At 56.7% G+C, this 18,056-nt stretch carries 20 protein-coding genes; 11 read left to right on the top strand and 9 right to left on the bottom strand.

Going from position 1 to position 18,056, the window contains the following annotated elements:
• The first annotated feature begins 3 nt into the window (after window positions 1-3).
• The gene (locus AC2FFE_RS09810) at window positions 4-639 is read left to right on the top strand and encodes an arylesterase (RefSeq protein ID WP_496846673.1); all 636 of its coding nucleotides are present in this window, start codon (window positions 4-6) and stop codon (window positions 637-639) included.
• A gap of 9 nt (window positions 640-648) precedes the next feature.
• Window positions 649-1,263: an SOS response-associated peptidase gene (locus tag AC2FFE_RS09805; protein WP_496846526.1), complete on the top strand. Its 615-nt coding sequence runs from the start codon at window positions 649-651 to the stop codon at window positions 1,261-1,263.
• Between the two features lie 4 nt (window positions 1,264-1,267).
• On the opposite strand, the gene AC2FFE_RS09800 is transcribed toward AC2FFE_RS09805, so the two are convergent.
• From AC2FFE_RS09800 to ettA, 4 genes are all read right to left on the bottom strand, one after another.
• The gene (locus AC2FFE_RS09800; protein WP_496846525.1) at window positions 1,268-1,822 is read right to left on the bottom strand and encodes a L,D-transpeptidase; all 555 of its coding nucleotides are present in this window, start codon (window positions 1,820-1,822) and stop codon (window positions 1,268-1,270) included.
• A gap of 166 nt (window positions 1,823-1,988) precedes the next feature.
• Window positions 1,989-2,195 (bottom strand): cold-shock protein, encoded by a 207-nt coding sequence (locus tag AC2FFE_RS09795; RefSeq protein WP_142635630.1) that lies wholly within the window; start codon window positions 2,193-2,195, stop codon window positions 1,989-1,991.
• Between the two features lie 482 nt (window positions 2,196-2,677).
• Window positions 2,678-3,694: a hypothetical protein gene (locus AC2FFE_RS09790; protein ID WP_496819105.1), complete on the bottom strand. Its 1,017-nt coding sequence runs from the start codon at window positions 3,692-3,694 to the stop codon at window positions 2,678-2,680.
• Window positions 3,691-5,358 carry an energy-dependent translational throttle protein EttA gene (gene ettA, locus AC2FFE_RS09785; protein WP_496819106.1) on the bottom strand — a complete coding sequence of 556 codons (1,668 nt, stop codon included), beginning with the start codon at window positions 5,356-5,358 and terminating at the stop codon, window positions 3,691-3,693. The genes AC2FFE_RS09790 and ettA overlap by 4 nt, the downstream gene beginning before the upstream one ends.
• A gap of 138 nt (window positions 5,359-5,496) precedes the next feature.
• Between ettA and AC2FFE_RS09780 the strand changes: the two genes are divergently transcribed.
• From AC2FFE_RS09780 to dacB, 3 genes are all read left to right on the top strand, one after another.
• Window positions 5,497-5,967, top strand: a complete 471-nt coding sequence (locus tag AC2FFE_RS09780) for an MOSC domain-containing protein (protein WP_496819107.1) — start codon at window positions 5,497-5,499, stop codon at window positions 5,965-5,967.
• A gap of 32 nt (window positions 5,968-5,999) precedes the next feature.
• The gene (locus tag AC2FFE_RS09775) at window positions 6,000-6,605 is read left to right on the top strand and encodes a nicotinate-nucleotide adenylyltransferase (protein WP_496846524.1); all 606 of its coding nucleotides are present in this window, start codon (window positions 6,000-6,002) and stop codon (window positions 6,603-6,605) included.
• An 81-nt stretch (window positions 6,606-6,686) separates the two neighbouring features.
• Window positions 6,687-8,165: a D-alanyl-D-alanine carboxypeptidase/D-alanyl-D-alanine endopeptidase gene (gene dacB / locus AC2FFE_RS09770; protein ID WP_496846523.1), complete on the top strand. Its 1,479-nt coding sequence runs from the start codon at window positions 6,687-6,689 to the stop codon at window positions 8,163-8,165.
• A gap of 12 nt (window positions 8,166-8,177) precedes the next feature.
• On the opposite strand, the gene AC2FFE_RS09765 is transcribed toward dacB, so the two are convergent.
• From AC2FFE_RS09765 to AC2FFE_RS09750, 4 genes are all read right to left on the bottom strand, one after another.
• A complete protein-coding gene (locus tag AC2FFE_RS09765; RefSeq protein ID WP_496819110.1) occupies window positions 8,178-8,600 on the bottom strand; it encodes a tellurite resistance TerB family protein in 423 nt (140 codons plus the stop codon).
• Window positions 8,601-8,695: 95 nt separating this feature from the next.
• On the bottom strand, window positions 8,696-9,490 hold the full coding sequence (locus AC2FFE_RS09760; protein ID WP_496846521.1) for an iron chelate uptake ABC transporter family permease subunit: 795 nt from the start codon (window positions 9,488-9,490) through the stop codon (window positions 8,696-8,698).
• Window positions 9,490-10,230 carry a metal ABC transporter ATP-binding protein gene (locus tag AC2FFE_RS09755; RefSeq protein WP_496819112.1) on the bottom strand — a complete coding sequence of 247 codons (741 nt, stop codon included), beginning with the start codon at window positions 10,228-10,230 and terminating at the stop codon, window positions 9,490-9,492. The genes AC2FFE_RS09760 and AC2FFE_RS09755 overlap by 1 nt, the downstream gene beginning before the upstream one ends.
• Window positions 10,231-10,232: 2 nt before the next feature.
• A complete protein-coding gene (locus AC2FFE_RS09750) occupies window positions 10,233-10,745 on the bottom strand; it encodes a transcriptional repressor (protein ID WP_496819113.1) in 513 nt (170 codons plus the stop codon).
• A 56-nt stretch (window positions 10,746-10,801) separates the two neighbouring features.
• Here AC2FFE_RS09750 and AC2FFE_RS09745 point away from each other — a divergent pair, with 56 nt between their 5' ends.
• From AC2FFE_RS09745 to AC2FFE_RS09720, 6 genes are all read left to right on the top strand, one after another.
• On the top strand, window positions 10,802-11,932 hold the full coding sequence (locus AC2FFE_RS09745; RefSeq protein WP_496819114.1) for a zinc ABC transporter substrate-binding protein: 1,131 nt from the start codon (window positions 10,802-10,804) through the stop codon (window positions 11,930-11,932).
• A 265-nt stretch (window positions 11,933-12,197) separates the two neighbouring features.
• Window positions 12,198-13,772, top strand: a complete 1,575-nt coding sequence (locus tag AC2FFE_RS09740) for a lysine--tRNA ligase (RefSeq protein WP_496846520.1) — start codon at window positions 12,198-12,200, stop codon at window positions 13,770-13,772.
• Between the two features lie 47 nt (window positions 13,773-13,819).
• On the top strand, window positions 13,820-14,221 hold the full coding sequence (locus AC2FFE_RS09735) for a DUF4864 domain-containing protein (RefSeq protein WP_496846519.1): 402 nt from the start codon (window positions 13,820-13,822) through the stop codon (window positions 14,219-14,221).
• A gap of 137 nt (window positions 14,222-14,358) precedes the next feature.
• Window positions 14,359-16,641: a glycosyl hydrolase family 28-related protein gene (locus AC2FFE_RS09730; protein WP_496846518.1), complete on the top strand. Its 2,283-nt coding sequence runs from the start codon at window positions 14,359-14,361 to the stop codon at window positions 16,639-16,641.
• Between the two features lie 105 nt (window positions 16,642-16,746).
• Window positions 16,747-17,073 (top strand): antibiotic biosynthesis monooxygenase family protein, encoded by a 327-nt coding sequence (locus AC2FFE_RS09725; protein ID WP_496846517.1) that lies wholly within the window; start codon window positions 16,747-16,749, stop codon window positions 17,071-17,073.
• Between the two features lie 120 nt (window positions 17,074-17,193).
• Window positions 17,194-17,598 (top strand): excalibur calcium-binding domain-containing protein, encoded by a 405-nt coding sequence (locus tag AC2FFE_RS09720; protein ID WP_496819121.1) that lies wholly within the window; start codon window positions 17,194-17,196, stop codon window positions 17,596-17,598.
• A gap of 27 nt (window positions 17,599-17,625) precedes the next feature.
• On the opposite strand, the gene AC2FFE_RS09715 is transcribed toward AC2FFE_RS09720, so the two are convergent.
• Window positions 17,626-18,054: a hypothetical protein gene (locus tag AC2FFE_RS09715; RefSeq protein ID WP_496846516.1), complete on the bottom strand. Its 429-nt coding sequence runs from the start codon at window positions 18,052-18,054 to the stop codon at window positions 17,626-17,628.
• Between the last annotated feature and the right edge of the window lie 2 nt (window positions 18,055-18,056).

The raw sequence follows: 18,056 nt of genomic DNA, 5'->3' as shown, positions 1-18,056 counted from the left end.
AGAATGCGCAAGGGCTTTCTGGCGGGCCTGTTTGCCTGTTGCGGATTTGCGGCCACAGCAGAACCCGTTGTCATTGCAGCATTGGGGGATTCGCTGACGCAAGGCTATGGGTTGGTTGAAGAGAACGGGTTTGTCCCGCAGCTGGAACGTTGGCTTGCGGCTGAGGGAGCAGAAGTTCGCGTGATCAACGCTGGTGTCTCGGGGGATACAACAGCCGGGGGTGCTGCACGGGTCGAATGGACCCTGACCCCCGAAGTAGACGGCATGATCGTGGCGTTGGGCGGCAATGACCTGCTGCGCGGGATTGACCCGGGTGTGTCGCGCGCCAATCTGGAGAAAATTCTAAGCGTGGCGCAGGCGGGGGATGTCGAGGTCCTGTTAGTGGGCATGCAAGCCCCGGGCAATTACGGGCCTGCATACAAGCAAAGCTTCGATGATATGTACCCCGAGTTGGCGCAAGAATATGATACGCTTTATGCAGCCAGCTTTTTCGAAGGGTTGGCAGCGGATGGTGATCCCAACGCTGTTGGCGCATTCATGCAACCCGATGGAATTCATCCCAACGCCAAGGGCGTTGCGCTTATTGTCGAGGCTTTGGGGCCCAAGGTTTTGGAATTGGTCAACACGACTGCAGATTAAGGGGGACATATGCCGGGGCGGTTCTTTCTGACGCGACCAATTTCTGACATTGCCGAAGCGCTTGATCTTTCGGGCGACGTCCCCGCGCAAACCGCCCGCCGCAACATCCAACCCGGTCAAGAGATGTTGGTGCTGACCCAATCGGGCCTGGTGCCGATGCGTTGGGGCATGATCCCGGTTGGTCGGGTCAATGCCCGTGGTCGTCCTGTGATGGAAACGATCATCAACGCCCGCTCTGAGACCGTGTTCGACAAAACCGCATTCGAAGGCGTTGGTCGTGCCGTAGTCCCTGTCGACGGGTGGTACGAATGGACCGGTGAGAAGCGCCGCAAGGCCGCGTGGCGTATCTGTTCCGCCGACGGAGCCCCGCTGTTCTTTGCGGCGATCACAGATACATGGCAGGCACCGGGCGGGTTGCAGGTTGATCAGTTTGCGACCGTCACTTGTGAGCCGAATGGCGATGTGAAACCCATCCACCATCGGATGGGTGTTTTGTTGAACCCTACGGATGCTAATACTTGGCTGACCGGCTCTGAGGATCAGGCTAAAGATCTGATGCGCCCATGGCCTGACGGGTTGTTACTGATTGAAGAAGCAACTGACGTAGATTGGACCGCACCGTAGCGGCTCAGACCACTGTCACCACCGTTCCAATCGGAACCCGGTTGTACAGATCGACCACATGTTCGTTCAGCATCCGGATGCACCCGTTCGAGGCTGCCCGCCCGATGGTCTGCGGCTGCGTCGTGCCATGAATGCGGAAATAGGTGTCGACCCCGTTCTGGAACAGATAGAGCGCGCGGGCCCCCAGAGGATTGCCGTTTCCGCCCGGTTGTACATAGTCATTGTCCTTGAAACGCGCATAGGCAACAGGGTCGCGCTCGATCATCTCATTCGTCGGTCGCCAGGTGGGCCATTCCTTCTTGACGTCGATGGTCGCGGTCCCCGTAAACTCCAGCCCCGCTTTGCCGACACCGCAGCCATAGCGGATCGCTTTGCGCGGTTCGGTCACGAAATAGAGGTAGAAGGATCGGGGTACGACCAGCAACTGACCGGGCAGGAATTGCTTTTTGATCCGCACATATTGCGGCGTTGGATCATACTCCACCGCCTTCTTGGCGCTGGCGATGCCGGGCATCAGGCTGACGGCCGTTCCGGCTAGAAACACGCGGCGTGTGAACATGGGTGAACCCCTTAAGAATGACCAACGCAATCATGACTATGCTGTCAGAATGATAGCAAATCTGGACAATTCTAGGGCAGATATCGCAAAAACGCGATATGTGCCGCCTGCGCACTCACTGGCGGAACAAAAAAGGGTGAGGATTTCCCCTCACCCTGCGCTTGGCTTAGGCCAGCTGGATATCGTCCGCGCTTTCACGGCCGTCACGACCCGAGCGCAGCTCGTATGTGACTTTCTGGTTGTCGGCCAGACCGGTCAGGCCCGAACGCTCGACAGCCGAGATGTGAACGAAGATGTCTTTGCCGCCATCTTCGGGTGCGATAAAGCCGTAGCCCTTGGTGGTGTTGAACCATTTTACGGTGCCTGAAGGCATGTCCGTGTCTCCTGTTTTGGTGCTGCCCACGGAGTTGCGGCAGCCTGGCGTCGTTGTCCGGATCGATAGACTGAGCGCCGTAGAAGGAGACAGTGGGTCGAAATAGAAAAACGTTAGCATCCCTGATATGGCATTGGGGTGGGCTTGTGGCAAGGGTGGAGTGTGCGGAATATACTTTGCTTTCAGGGCTCAATGGGTGTTTTGAACGGAAATCCGCCGAGTGAAAACTAACCGTCCGCTCGCCAGTATTCGTCAATCCATCGCGATATTCGCGCAGGTCGGGTTGATGCGGAGTGGAGCGGTGTGATCACCGAGGGACCGTTCGGAGAGCCGTAGGATGGGGTTTCACCCCATCCTTTGAGAGGTTGGAGCTTGGAAGTCTATTGGTGCACGGGAACAGATCGTGCGAGTGTTCGGGTATGATCGTTGAGTGGGTGATGGGGTGAAACCCCATCCTGCGCTTGCTGATCATAACGCAGAAATTAGCTTTGATGCAGCGTTTTTGACCAGCTAACACCTATGGTTTCAAGAGACGAAAATTCGTCACTTTCAAATCTATATCTATCATCTGAATACGGATGCATTGAAGATTGAATCGCCGCTGTCTCTGCGACTCCAAGGCTTTCGTACCACGAAGGTTTGAAGTAGATGTTCTCAACATGTGACAGAGACACTGCCAGAGCAAACTTTGCTAGTTCGCTAGGGTTGATGACAGACATGTCGCAGATGTACTTTCTAACATCTTGTCGTTTGTTTCCTTGAAACCCACCAACAACCAAGTAGCTCCTGTCGCCGATACTGCCAGTGAACAGTCCGACATGGCTCCATTGAAACGCCAACTTTTCTCCGACCATTACTTCTTCTCCCGTGACGCTTTGCATTGGTGCAAATGCGCCAGTTGCCGAGAAGGGTAATGGTGTATCGAATTCTGCAGCAAAACAGTAGAAGTCCTTTAAACTGCTGGTGTGAATGCTCTTCTGAAGCTTTTTGTGAGTCAATTTTACATCCTCGTAGCCCATCTTTGCACCACGAAGGTTAGCTTCGAACACTTTTTTAGACTCTTTGGATGAAACCAACTTCGAGTTCAGTAGCTCTTGGTTGAACGTGATAGATCGTCTTTTCTTGAAGCATTCCAGCGAAATGGCGCGATAGCAAAGCAGTAGTGCTGTGCGCTCAGTCATTCCATGAAAACCGTCTTCGACTTCAAGAAAAATGTCGTTGTCATGCCGTTTACAAAACCCGTCAAAAACGGATGCTTGCCGAACCCCAATCTTTTTGAACAGCTGAGGCTTCATAGTAGGTAGTGCCAGCGGGTCTAATCCGAGAACGTGACCGTTTTCGGATATGTTTTTGAGAGCGCCTTTATTGTGTAATGAATGGCTACCTATCGTACGGTTCTTGCATCTAAGGTCTTGGATGTCGCGATAGAGGCATTGTTCTGGTCTTCTTCCAACAAGCTTTTTGAGCTTAGCCAACCCCTGAGATAGGTTCTGCTTCACCGCGCAAACTTCTTATGCTTCAACCGCTTGGGCTCCAGCGCGTCTGGTCCCAGACGGCGCTTTTTGTCCTCTTCGTAATCCTCGAAATTGCCCTCGAACCACTCCACATGCGCGTCACCCTCAAAGGCCAGAATATGCGTGCATATCCTGTCGAGGAAGAAACGGTCGTGCGAGATGACCACGGCGCAGCCGGCGAAATCGACAAGGGCGTCTTCCAGTGCGCGCAGGGTTTCGACGTCCAGATCGTTGGTCGGTTCGTCCAGCAGCAGGACGTTGCCGCCCTCTTTCAGCAGGCGGGCCATGTGGACGCGGTTGCGCTCACCGCCGGATAGCAGCGAGACCTTCTTCTGCTGGTCGCCGCCCTTGAAGTTAAACGACGAGCAATAGGCGCGGGAATTGACCTGTGCGTCGCCCAGCTGAATGATCTCGGCGCCGCCGGTGATCGCCTCCCACACGGTGTCGTTGTCTTTGAGGTCGTCGCGGGACTGGTCGACATAGGACAGTTCAACCGTGTCGCCCAGCGTGATGGTGCCGCTGTCGGGCTGTTCCTGCCCGGTGAGCATCTTGAACAGGGTCGATTTACCCGCACCGTTGGGGCCGATGACGCCGACAATGCCGCCGGGGGGCAGGGCGAAGTCCAGGCCTTCGATCAGTTGCTTGTCGCCCATGTGTTTCGACAGGCCCTCAACCTCGATCACTTTGCCACCAAGGCGCTGGCCGTTGGGGATGACGATCTGGGCGCGGGTCAGCTTTTCGCGTTCGGACTGGTCTGCCAGCTCGTTATAGGCGTTGATCCGGGCCTTGGATTTGGCCTGACGGGCCTTCTGACCCTGACGCATCCATTCCAATTCGCGCTGCAGGGTTTTCTGCTTGGACTTGTCCTCGCGCGCTTCCTGTTCGAGGCGCTTGGCCTTTTGTTCCAGCCACGCGGAATAGTTGCCCTCGTAAGGAATGCCGCGGCCACGGTCGAGTTCCAGAATCCAGCCGGTGATGTCATCCAGGAAATAGCGGTCATGGGTGACGATCAGGATGGTGCCCTTGTAGTCGATCAGGTGCTGTTGCAGCCAGGCGATGGTCTCGGCGTCAAGGTGGTTGGTCGGCTCATCGAGCAGAAGCATGTCGGGCGCTTCCAACAGCAGCTTGCAGAGCGCCACACGGCGTTTCTCACCGCCCGAGAGATTGGCGATGTTGGCATCGTCCGGCGGGCAGCGCAGCGCTTCCATGCTGACGTCGATCTGGCTGTCGAGGTCCCAGAGATTCTCCGCGTCGATCGCGTCCTGAAGGGTGGTCATCTCCTCCATCAGCTCGTCCGAGTAGTTCTCGGCAATCTCCATGGCGATCTCGTTGAACCGGTCGACCTTGGCCTTCTTCGCGGCGACGCCCAGCATGACGTTTTCACGAACGCTGAGGCTTTCGTCCAACTGAGGTTCCTGCGGCAGATAACCAACCTTGGCACCCTCAGCCGCCCACGCCTCACCGGTGAAGTCGGTGTCGAGTCCGGCCATGATCTTCATCAGCGTCGACTTACCCGCGCCGTTGACGCCGACAACACCGATTTTCACGCCGGGCAGAAAGCTCAGGTGGATGTTTTCAAAGCACTTCTTGCCACCGGGATAGGTTTTTGAGACACCCTGCATGTGGTAGACATATTGATAGGCGGCCATATCGCGTCCTCTGGGTCGGGGAAATTGGGTTGAAACGCTTGATATCCAAGCGGGGCGGGCGGGGCAAGCTGGTGGCTTCGCGATTTTTGCACAGACCTTGCCCGGGCTAGAGTGGCCAAGGTTTGAAAGGCGCGTGAGATGACAGAACTTGCGGATTTGATTGCTGGGTGGGCAAAGCCTGGTGGGGTCGATTGGATCGGTGTGCGTCCAGCCCGGCGGACAGATATTGTTACTTTAGGCGACGCTGTGATTTCTACCGATGGTTTGGATGGAGATCGCAGTCGAGCGGGCAAGAGGGCGGTAACGTTAATCCAGCAGGAGCATTTAGCAGCGATTGGGTCGTATCTCGGGCTGGGGACGGTCACCCCGGAAATCCTTCGACGCAATCTGGTGGTATCGGGGATCAATCTGGCGGCCTTCAAAGGGCGTGAGGTGCGGGTGGGGGAGGCGATTCTGCGATTTACCGTGATCTGCGCGCCCTGCAGTCGGATGGAGGAGGCGCTGGGCAAAGGGGGCTATTCTGCGGTGCGGGGGCATGGCGGCTGGTGCGCTGAAGTCGTTAGACCGGGGCGCGTTAAGCTGGGTGACGCGGTGCAACCAGTTGATTGACAACGCCCCCCAGTTCTGAACATCAGCGAGGGATGGAGCGATACCATATTCCATATGCGCGACCCGGGCAGGTCATCGGGCTGTTCGGCGGGTCTTTTGACCCTCCACACAAAGGCCATGTGCATGTCACGCGCGAGGCGATGAAGGCGTTCGGACTGGATCGCGTGTGGTGGTTGGTATCTCCGGGGAACCCTCTGAAAGAGCACGGGCCTGCGCCATTGGCGCAACGGCTGCAGGCGGCGAAGGCTGTGATGCAACACCCGGGTGTTGAGATCACTGGTATCGAGGCGCGGACTGGAACGCGGGCGACGGCGGATACTTTGGCAGCGTTGCAGCGGCTTTATCCTCAGGTCAAATTCGTCTGGCTGATGGGGGCTGACAATCTGGCGCAGTTCCACAAGTGGAAAGATTGGCGTTTGATCATGGACAGCGTGCCGCTGGGCGTTGTGGCGCGTCCGGGGGATCGGATCTCGGCCCGGATGTCGCCAGCGGCGCGGCTCTATGCAAAGTACCGTATCGACGGGCAGGCGCGGCATTTGCTGGGGCGGGCGGAAGCCCCGGCCTGGTGTTTTGTGAACGTGCCGATGGTGGATGTCAGCTCGACCCAGATCCGTAAACGTGGGGGTTGGAGCGCTTAGGTGTTGCCGGAATAGCCACACTATCTGCATATTCTCATGCAATGGTTGTCTGATTTTCATCTCTGGGATTTTAATTAACCCATGGTCGATCGTATTTCACGTCGTTTGTTTTTAGGTGGTATTGGGGCGTCATTGATCCCGGCGATGGGTCTGGCCGGGCCGCCTTTGACCTCGTTGCGTCCTCAGCTTCGCGGCAAGCAGTTGACTGGGACGGATCGCCTGGTTCAAGCGGCCGGGCTGCGTGGAGAAGTTGTGTTCGCCGTGGCCGATGTGGACACAGGCGCGCAACTTGAGAGCTATCAGGGAGAGCTTGGATTGCCCCCTGCCAGTGTCGGCAAAGCCTTGACGGCGCTTTATGCGCTGGATGTTTTGGGCGCCGGTCACCGTTTTGAGACCCGATTGCTGGCGGATGGGCCTGTCGTAAACGGGGTTTTGCAGGGCGATCTGATCCTGGCAGGTGGCTGCGATCCGCTGTTGGACACGGATGACTTGGCGTTGATGGCGGCCAATCTGCGAAACGCTGGTATCACCGAGGTACGCGGTGCTTTCAAAGTCTATGATGGCGCGCTGCCCTTCGTGTTCAGCATTGATCCGGGTCAGCCGGATCATCTGGGTTATAGCCCGGCCATCAGCGGAATTTCTTTGAATTTCAACCGGGTGCATTTTGAATGGAAGCGGGAGGGCACTGACTACGCTGTCAGCATGGACGCCCGTACCGCCAAGTATCGCCCCGATGTGGATATGGCCGCGATGCAGGTCGAGGGGCGCAGCCTGCCGATCTATACCTACCAGGCCAGTGCGCGTCAGGATCGCTGGACCGTTGCCAAGGCGGCTTTGGGGAATGAAGGTGCGCGCTGGTTACCGGTGCGCAAGCCTGCGCTCTATGCCGGGGATGTGTTCAAAACGCTGGCACGGGCCAATGGGATTGTCCTGGGGCGGGTTGAGGTCACCCGGCAAACACCAATGGGCACGGTTCTGGCCGTGCACCAAAGTGATCGTTTGGACAGTATCCTGCGCGGGATGCTGAAGTATTCGACGAACCTGACGGCTGAAACCGTGGGCATGGCTGCAACCCGGGCGCGCGGTGTGATGCCACATTCACTGGCAGAGTCAGCGGCTGAGATGAACCGGTGGGCGTCTGAGACCTATGGCGTCAATCAAATTGCGATGGTGGATCATTCTGGCTTGGGCGATGCGTCGCGCATGGCACCGCGAGATCTGGTCTCAGCCCTGGTTCAGGCACGGAAAACGGGGGCCCTGAGGCATTTGCTGAAACCATTTGCCTTGACCGACAGTCAGGGTCGGGCGGCCAAGGATCACCCGATCAAGGTTGATGCCAAAACCGGCACCCTGAACTTCGTATCAGGTTTGGGTGGTTTTCTGACGACGGCGGACGGGTCAGAGCTGGCCTTTGCGATTTTCACCGCAGATGTGGCTCATCGTGCCACGATCACCCGTGCGCAGCGTGAACGCCCCGAAGGCGCGCGCGCCTGGAATCGGCGGTCGCGCAAGTTTCAGCGTGCATTGATTGAACGATGGGGTGCGCTCTACGGCAGTTGAGCGTGGACTGCGTTAAACGACGTGACGCGCGCGTGCACCACGCTCGATGGCGGCAGCATGCAGGCGGTCAATGCTCAACTCGTACCGGATTTCTTCCAGTAGGCGCAGTTCAGACTCGGCCAAAGACCCATCTGCGGCGGCCACGTCGCAGGCCAGCGCATAAGCCGTTTCGTTCAGACGCTCGGGCAGGTTGTCGCGGATCAAGCCAAACAGCGCATCCAGACCGTCTTCTTGTTCGAACAGATCGAACACGGTTTGCGAGATACGGCGCATGCGATCGGCGTCATAACCTGCAAAAACCGGTAGCATGTTCACGGCGCCCTGAATCTTGACCAGCTCGGCGGTACGGATGTTTTCGTCCGAAGCGGAGACCGCAACCATGATCGCCACAAGGCAATCCTGCGGAGACATGGGATGAGGGATTTGATCGGGCATGGAGTGTGTCCTGCGTGAAGGTTTTCAAAGCTGTACGATATGTGTGGGCGCGTGCGGGTTCAACAGCTTGTTTCGTCGCATTCTTTGTCGTTGGTTCAGGTGCGCCGACCCTGCCAGCCAAGCAGGCTGAAACAGGCGAATATCACTGCCGCCACGCAAACAATTGATGGGCCAGCGGGTGTGTCGAAAACATAGGCGGCCCGGAGGCCTGCAATCGACGAAAGCGCGCCTATCCCGGCGGCAATCATTGCCATCGATTCTGGCGAGCGGGCCAGGCTGCGCGCGGCGGCGGCTGGGATAATCAGCATGGCTGCGATCAACAGAACTCCCACAACCTTGATGGCGACGGCAACCGTGACAGCAAGCGCCAAGGTCAGGATCAACTGTTCGCGCTTAGGGTTATAGCCACTCGCGTAGGCCAATTCCTCATTCAGGGTCGCGGTCAACAGAGGAGACCAGCGCCAAGTGATCAAGGCCACAACCAATGCGGCTCCACCCCAAATGACGATCAGGTCGGATTTCGAGACGGCGAGAATATCACCAAACAGATAGGCCATCAGGTCAATGCGAACACCCGACAGAAACGAGACGGCAACAAGACCAAAGGCTAGCGCCGAATGGGCCAGCACGCCCAATAGTGTATCCATTGCATAACCTCTGCCCGCCAACAAAGTCACCGTAAGTGCCATGATCAAAGCTACCGCAAGCGCTCCGGTAAACACGGAAATCTGGAAAGTCAGAGACAAGGCGACGCCCAAGATGGCAGCATGCGCGGTTGCATCGCCGAAATAGGCCATCCGACGCCAAACGACGAAACACCCCAAGGGCGCTGCTGCCATAGCCACGCCAATCCCGGCGAGCGTTGCCCGAGTCATGAAATCATCAAGCATTATTCAGCGGCTTCCTGCGGGTTTGCGTGGTCGTGGTGGTGATGATCGTGATCATGGCGGTAAAGGGCCAGTGCGCCGCCCGTGCCTGTGCCAAACAGGGCGCGGTATTCAGGGGCCGAGGCGACCACTGCAGGTGAACCTTCGCAACAGATATGCCCATTAAGGCAAATCACGCGGTCCGAGGCGCTCATCACCACGTGTAGTTCGTGACTGATCATCAGTATTGCGCAGCCAGTATCGCGCCGGACATCCTCAATCTGGCGATAAAACGCGGCAGAGCCGGGCTGATCCAAACCTTGGGTCGCTTCGTCCAACAGCAGGAGTTCAGGACGGTTGATCAGGGCACGGGCTAGAAGGACCCGTTGGAACTGACCACCGGATAGCTGCGACATCTGGCGTTTCAGCGAGTCTGGTACGCCCGCTGTTTTCAACGCTTCGGCGCAATCCTGTTTTGATACCCGATCTGTAAGGCGCATGAAGCGATCAACCGAAATGGGCAGCGTTGGGTCGATATGCAGTTTTTGCGGAACATACCCGATTTGTAGCCTTGGCTTGCGCTCGACGCGCCCGGCTGCGGGTTGTGTGGCGCCGATGATTGCACGCAACAAGCTGGTTTTGCCTGAGCCGTTGGGCCCAACAATCGTTACAATCTCGCCCGGGTTGATGTCCATGTTTACATGGCTCAACACGGTGTGCGCGCCATATCGGACGACAAGGTCTTTGACAGAGACGAGTGCCATCGTCAGCGTTTCTCGATGCAATCGGGGCAGATGCCTTCGGCCTCGACGACTGTACGTTCGATTTCGAACCCTACGGCGCGTGCTGCAGCCCCAAGCGCACCCTTGGCGGGGGCTGAATAGGCCTCGGCCACGGCATCGCATTTGCGACAGATCATGAAGGCGGGTGAATGGGACCCGCCGGGATGTGCGCAGGCGACGAAGGCATTGAGACGCTCAATCTTATGGGCAAAGCCATTCTCCACCAGAAAATCCAGGGCACGATAGGCAACGGGTGGCTGTGATCCGAACCCCTCGTCGCGCAGGCGATCCAGAATACCATATGCGCCCAGTGCGCGATGTTCCTGCAGCAGCATCTCTAACACCTTGCGGCGAACAGGCGTTAGCCGTAGCCCTTCTGCCTCGCAGCGTGCCTGCGCGGTGGCCAGCCCGGTTTCAACGCAGGAGGCGTGATCGTGCTTGGCAAAGCCAATCAGGTCGGCGTTGTCGGCCGGGGTCGATGGTGTCTCGCTTGTCATGTTATTATATATCATGTATGTCGCTGCTGACGTTATAAAATCACATAGGGTGTCTGATGTCCAGAAAGCTTCTTCCTGTTTCGATCACGGCGGTTTTGATGGGGGGGACGGCCTTGGCCGAGGTCCCCAATGTGGCCGTCGATATCGCTCCGGTTCATTCACTTGTCGCGCGTGTTATGGACGGTGTTGGTGAGCCAGATCTGATTGTACAAGCAGGCGCATCCCCTCATGAATACAGCCTGCGCCCGTCTGAAGCTGCCGCATTGCAAAAGGCGGACCTGGTGTTCTGGATGGGCGAGGACCTGACGCCGTGGATGGAAGGCGCGGTCGAAACGCTGACAGATGGTGCGACCGTTACTACTTTGCTGGAGTCAGACGGCACGATCTTGCTGGATTTCCGTGAAAACGCGCTGTTCGAAGCGCATTCCCACGACAATCATGACGACCACGATGACCATGGGCATGATGATCACGATCATGACCACGAGGATGATCACGCCAAACATGATGACCATGATCATGCCAAGGAAGACGATCACGATCATGACGATCATGCTGACGCGAAAGATCATGACGACCATGACCACGGCGAAGGACACGCGGACCATGACGATCATGACCACGAAGACCATGCAGGTCACGACGATCATGATGATCATGACGGGCACGATCACGGGGCGCATGATCCACATGCATGGCTATCGCCTGAAAATGCGAGCACATGGCTGAACCTGATCGCGGCACAACTGTCGGCTGCTGACCCGGACAATGCCGGCACCTATTTTGCAAATGCTGCTGCGGCGCGTGAAGAGATGGCCGCGCTGTCTGCTGAGGTTGCCCAGACGCTCGAACCAGTGCGCGGTGGCAGCTTTATCGTTTTCCATGACGCCTATCAGTACTTCGAAAACGATTTTGATTTTCCGGCGGCGGGTGCCATTTCGTTGGGGGATGCGGCCGATCCAAGCCCGGCGCGCATCGCTGAAATCCAGGGTCGCATCACCGGTGAAGGTGTCGATTGCGTTTTGGCGGAACCGCAGTTCAATCCGGGGATCATCGAAACGGTTCTGGGGGGAACCGAGGCGAATACCGGTGTGATTGATCCGCTGGGCTCGGACCTTGAGCCGGGCAAGGACCTGTATCCACAGCTCATTCAAAACATGGCCAAGACTTTGGCTGAGTGCCTCTAAAGTAGCGCCGATCCCGACCGGATCCGCAAGTTCGGTCGGGATACCCTGCTGGAAGTTTCGTAGCTGTTGAACACGGTTTCCAGTTTTCCCTTTTAATGTCCGCATTCGTCAGCTTGGCAGGCCGTCCTGATTGCCCGACGCAGTTGTGACGAATCGGAAAAAGCATGTGTCGTTATTGACTCATGCTGCGCTCGCACAATAGGAGGGGTCGGTCCGATGGCATGGGGCGATCGGGACGGTTTTCCCTTATGGAGCACACCAAAAAATGTCTGAACTGCGCGATACCGCCATGACGTCCAAGGCCTGGCCTTTTGAGGAGGCGCGCCGGTTGCTCAAACGGTACAAACAAGGTGCTCCGGAGAAAGGATATGTGCTGTTCGAGACGGGCTATGGCCCATCTGGCCTGCCCCATATCGGTACGTTCGGCGAAGTTGCGCGGACTACGATGGTCAAGCGCGCGTTCGAGGCGCTATCTGATATCCCTACCAAGATGATCTGTTTTTCGGACGATTTGGACGGGATGCGGAAAGTACCCAGCAATGTGCCGAACCCAGAGATTCTGGAGCAGCATTTGCAGCGTCCGTTGACCTCGGTGCCCGATCCGTTTGGCGAGTACGATAGCTTTGGCGCGTATAACAACGCGATGTTGCGGCGTTTTCTGGATACGTTTGGGTTTGAGTACGAGTTCTATTCGGCCAAGGAATTCTACGAATCCGGCCAGTTTGACGAGGTGCTCAAGCGCGCGGTCGAACGGTATGACGAGATCATGGCGATCATGCTGAAAAGCCTGCGCGAAGAACGCCAGCAAACCTATTCGATCTTCCTGCCGCTGCACCCCGAAAGCGGCCGTGTGATGTATGTGCCGATGAAAAAGGTCTGTGCCGAGACCTATACCGTGACCTTTGACGATGAGACCGGCAAGGAATGGACCGTTCCTGTCACCGGCGGCAATGTGAAGCTGCAGTGGAAGCCGGATTTCGGCGCACGCTGGGCGGCTTTGGGCGTCGATTTTGAGATGTATGGCAAGGAACATGCCACCAACGAGAAAATCTATGACGCGATCTGCCGGGCCTTGGGCGGTCGTGCGCCCGAGCATTTTTCTTACGAATTGTTCCTGGATGAGAATGGCCAGAAGATTTCCAAGTCTTCCGGCAATGGTGTCTCGATTGATGAATGGCTGACCTATGCGCCGACTGAGTCGCTGGCCTATTTCATGTATCAAAAACCCAAGACGGCGAAGCGGATGCATTTTGATGTGATCCCCAAGGCCTATGATGAGTATCATCAGCAGCTTCGCGCCTATCCGGGGCAAGACCTGAAGGCACAATTGAACAACCCGGTCTGGCATATCCACGGCGGGAATGTTCCAGAATCGACGCTGATTGTGCCGTTTGCGATGATGCTCAATCTGGCATCGGTGTCCGGGGCGGAAGACAAAGAGGCACTGTGGGGCTTTATGCGGCGCTATGCGCCGGAGGCCACGCCCGAGACTCATCCTGATCTGGATCAGGCGGCGGGCTTTGCGGTGCGGTACTTTAACGACTTCGTCAAACCGACGCGTATACACCGCGCGCCGACGGATCAGGAACGTGAGGCGTTGGAGGCGTTGAAAGCGGCGTTGGAAACTTATGATGGTCCGATGGAAGACGAGGCACTGCAATCGGTCGTCTATTCTATCGGGCGTGAGCGGTTCGATCCCCTGCGGGGCTGGTTCACGGCGCTTTATGAGGTGCTGCTGGGCGCGTCGCAAGGTCCGCGTTTTGGTGGCTTCATTGCGCTCTATGGTGTGCCCGAAACCATTGCCCTGATTGACAAGGCACTGGCCGGAGAATTGGTCTGATTGACCTGAAACCGCGTGGGGCTACCCTTTGTTCAGGAGGTGGCCCCATGCGTCGTATTTTGCTTGTTCTGTTTCTGAGCTTTGGCTTGGCCCCAATCGCAGCGGCCCAGAACGCCGAGATCGAAGCCAATATTGCGGCTCAGATACAGGCTTTCAAAGCGGATGATTTTGACACCGCCTTTACCTATGCCAGCCCCAATATTCAAAGGATGTTCCAAAACCCTGACAATTTCGGCGCGATGGTGCGTGGTGGATACCCGATGGTTTGGCGGCCAGCGGAGTTGCGGTTTCTGGAACTGCGTGAGATTGCGGGGTTGTTGTGGCAAAAGGTGATGATTGTGGATGGGGATGGCCAGATCCACATATTGGATTACCAGATGGTGCAGCAAGGCGATGCCTGGAAAATCAATGGTGTACAGCTGCTACGCAACACTGATCCCTCTGCCTGACGCAACACCACCGTAACGGTGGGATGAACTGCGGTTAATTCCTTTTCGATACTCAGACTTTCGCGTTCGGGCTGGACCCGAGCACCGGGTTTGAACGTGTCGCTGTGATGCGCGACGCGATTGGGAAAGGGATTTCTATGAACAAGGCAATCACCGACGGCATCGTCTTCATGCCGCCTCAGTTCGCCAATGGGTTGGACGTTTGGTCCGCAGGGGATGGAACCCCGGGTACGCCAACTTATGCCGGTTCCGGCACAGGCGTGTTTGTTCCGGCGGATGCAGATTTTGGCGGCTGCCTTGAGATTCTGAAGGTCAATCCGACGCAGCAATTGCGTTACATGGGCCAAACACCGTTGCTGCCGGGCTGCTATTTGCAGATCAAGGCGCGCGTCAAGGCGATCAGTGGTCCGTTGCCTGAGGTGCGGATCGCGGCCTGGGCAGGTGGTGCCGGAGAGGTTCATGTTGACGGTGTGATCGAAGAGGGTCCCGCGACGCAGCTGTCCGGCTACGGCGAAGTGCATGAAATCACCGCCATCGTCGGAACCGGGCGCCGACCGGGTGTCGACATGCCGTGGGGCGTTTCAGCCTTGTATGGGCATTTTGGCCTGGACATTGAGGGTGCAAATGGCGCGCTGGTGCGTGTGGACGATATAGAAATTACAGACGTGACCGGGGTTTTCCTGCGCGAGATGATCAGCATCGTCGATGTTCGGGATTTTGGTGCAATTGGTGATGGTATCACCGATGATTCAGCTGCATTTGAGGCCGCTGACCAGGCCGCTGGCGGGCGTCGGATTTACGTCCCACAAGGCACATACCATCTGGGTGAGAACACCAGCATTGCGTCCGAGATGGATTTTGAGGGCACGGTTACGATGCCTGATGACAAGATGCTGTTGCTGACCAAGAATTTCGATCTGCCCGCCTATATCACTGCATTCGGTGATGAGGAGTTGGCCTTTAAGAAGGCGTTTCAGGCCTTGCTTAACAATGCCGACCACGACTCGTTGGATCTGGCGGGCCGGAAGATCTCGGTTACAGGTCCGATTGATATGGCCGCTGCTGTGCCAAACAAACAGGGTTTCTCGACACGCCGTGTTATCCGAAACGGCCAGTTTGATGTCAAAAGCAGTTCGGATTGGGATACAGAGAGCTTCACTTCAGTTGCCACATATGACCCTTCGGATGCCACCCGCCTGACAGATGTGGCGAATGTGGCGAATATTCCCGTTGGTTCGTTGGTGCAGGGTGCGGGCGTCGGGCGTGAGATTTATGTGCGATCCAAGGATGTGGGCGCAGGTGAAATCACACTGAACGCACCGCTTTATGATGCCTCGGGAACGCAGACATATACGTTCCGGTCCTTTAAATACCTGCTGGATTTCAGCGGCTTCAGCACCTTGCGCAAGTTTGGGATGGAGCAGATTGAATTTCAGTGCAACAGCCGATGCAGCGCTATTCGGCTGGCCCCATCGGGCAGTACGTTTTCGCTGACCGATTGCTTTGTTAGCCGTCCTAAGGATCGAGGCATCTCGTCAATTGGCACGGGCTGCAAAGGGATGCTGATCGACAACTGCCAGTTCTTGTCGGCCGAGGAATCCTTTATCGTCCCCGACCGGAACTCGATCGCGCTGAATACAAACGCGAATGATGTTAAATTGCGCCACAATCGTATTGTTCGGTTCAAGCACTTTGCTGTTGTCGGCGGTGACAACAACATGATCCTTGGCAACCACTTTTTCCAAGGTGATAGCATCCCTCAAGGCGTACGGACGGCAGGTCTGATCATGATCGGGACCTATAACAGTTCGACGATTGCCGAGAACTATGTGGACAACTGCTTTATCCAATGGACGAATGAGCGTGATGCCGAGCCCAGCTACGTCTCGGGCTATTCTTTCAGCGCAATGAGTATCACGGACAATATCTTCTATTCAAGCGAGGCACCGCCTTGGTTCAGCTATATCGTGATCCGCCCGCACGGGCCCGGCCACTTTCTGAATGGTCTTGCGGTGACGGGAAACAAGTTCCGGTCCAGCAGCAGTGATATAGAGCGTGCGGAAAGAGTGGATACGACCTTTGCTGATCTTAACAAGGATCGCTATATCAATGTGACGTTCCAAAACAACACATATCACGGGATCGATAAGAAGGCGGCGAACCCGTTGAGGGTTCGTCATAACCAGAACACCGCCAGCAGCGTTTGGGTTATCGGGACCTCCGGACAGTTGCCATTTGGAGGCAAAGCTCGGAGCTGTGATGCCGTTACTATGCTGGGGCCGACTGTTAGCCTCTTCGGAACGGTCAGGTTTTTTGCGCCCTATGTTCAGCTTGAACAGGGTGGGGGCGGCAATATTCACTTACACTGGCCGGAGACTCTGAGGGGTGCAGTATCTGTTCTGGTAAGACTCGAAAGCTAAAGATTGAGGTGGCCGTCCTTTCTAGGGCGGCTACTTTCCGTACAAAGGAAATGGACGACATATCAGTTCTCTGTGCTACGCTTGATCTAGCCACAGGAGGAGCAGATGCCGACCATAGCAAAAAATGCCAGCGTACAGACCGTCATCACAACGTTTGAAATGACCCCGGGCACCTGTCACGATCTGCTTGACGCGTTGAAAGATGCCTATGCCGAGTTCATCTCGAAGCAACCGGGGTTCATTTCGGCGGGGTTGCACGTGAACGATGCCCAGACCCGGATTGCCAATTACTCACAATGGGAACGGCGCGAGGATTTTCTTGCCATGTTGCGCACGCCCGAGATGCGCAACCGGAACCGCAAGATCAACGAGATGTGCAAGAGCTTTGAGCCGGTCATGTATGACGTGGCCGATACGTTTGATCACCCGTAATCGGCGGTCTTCCAATGACCAGATGGGCGTATGTGTCACAGCTTTGAGCTGTTAGGCGGGAATCGCCTCGGCTTCGCCACAAATGAGGTTTAGATTCGGCCCATGGATCTGGATAACACGATGCAAAAGCCTGAGAGCCAAAGCCAGACACCGACAAAGCGGCAATTGCGAGCCGAAGCGACACGCCGCAAGGCGCTGTCGCCCTTCCGGATTTCGCTCATGCTGCTTGCTTTGCCCATTACCACGCTGTTGCTGGCTGTGAATATCTATATCCGGACGTCCGAATATGACCGCAACGGGGCCCTCCTGCATCTGATCGCTTTAACAGGTTGCTCAGCGCCCGAGGCGATTGGCTTTGGCCCGTTCCGCAAAGGCTACGCGGGCTATCACGAACGCTATGACCCGGACGGGAACGGTGTATCCTGTGAAAGATCGGGTTCGGTGCAGGTTCAAAGCACCCCGGCGCAACGCAGCAATGATGCGCCCGTGCGCTCGGTCGGAAACGCGAAGTTCGTGCGGCCGTGATCTGAAGGTCGGGGTGACCGGCCGCTGCTAAGAGAGCTGAGCGCCCGCACAATCGCGAAAGATGCGCACCTCGGGCGCGGCGCCATCCAATGGAAACTCGGCAAGACCGTCCTGCGTAAAGGCATAGGCGGTCTGATTATATTCCAGCCCATCCAGAACATTGCCAAACCCGGTATCCGTGACGGTCAGCGAGGCCGCATTGTCCGACAACACATGGCGCGGCGTGGCGATTTCAATCGGGTTCGGGCCGTCAAAGCGCATGGCAAACCATGGGGTCTGAGTCCAACCCGCGGTCTTGCGGGTGACGGTCAGTGTATAAAGCGGCTGAGACGGGTCGTAGGTCAGGAAGATGTCTGCTTGGTCGGTGCTGTGTGACAGGGTGCAGATTTGCCCGACTGTCGCCTCCCATGCAGAAGCCGGGGTGGCGAGGATTATTGAGAGCAGGACGGTACGCATGA

Source organism: Ruegeria sp. YTSA168, from assembly GCF_059610045.1.
The sequence above is the reverse complement of the archived record's forward strand: the minus strand, read 5'-3'. Positions and strand labels throughout refer to the sequence as shown.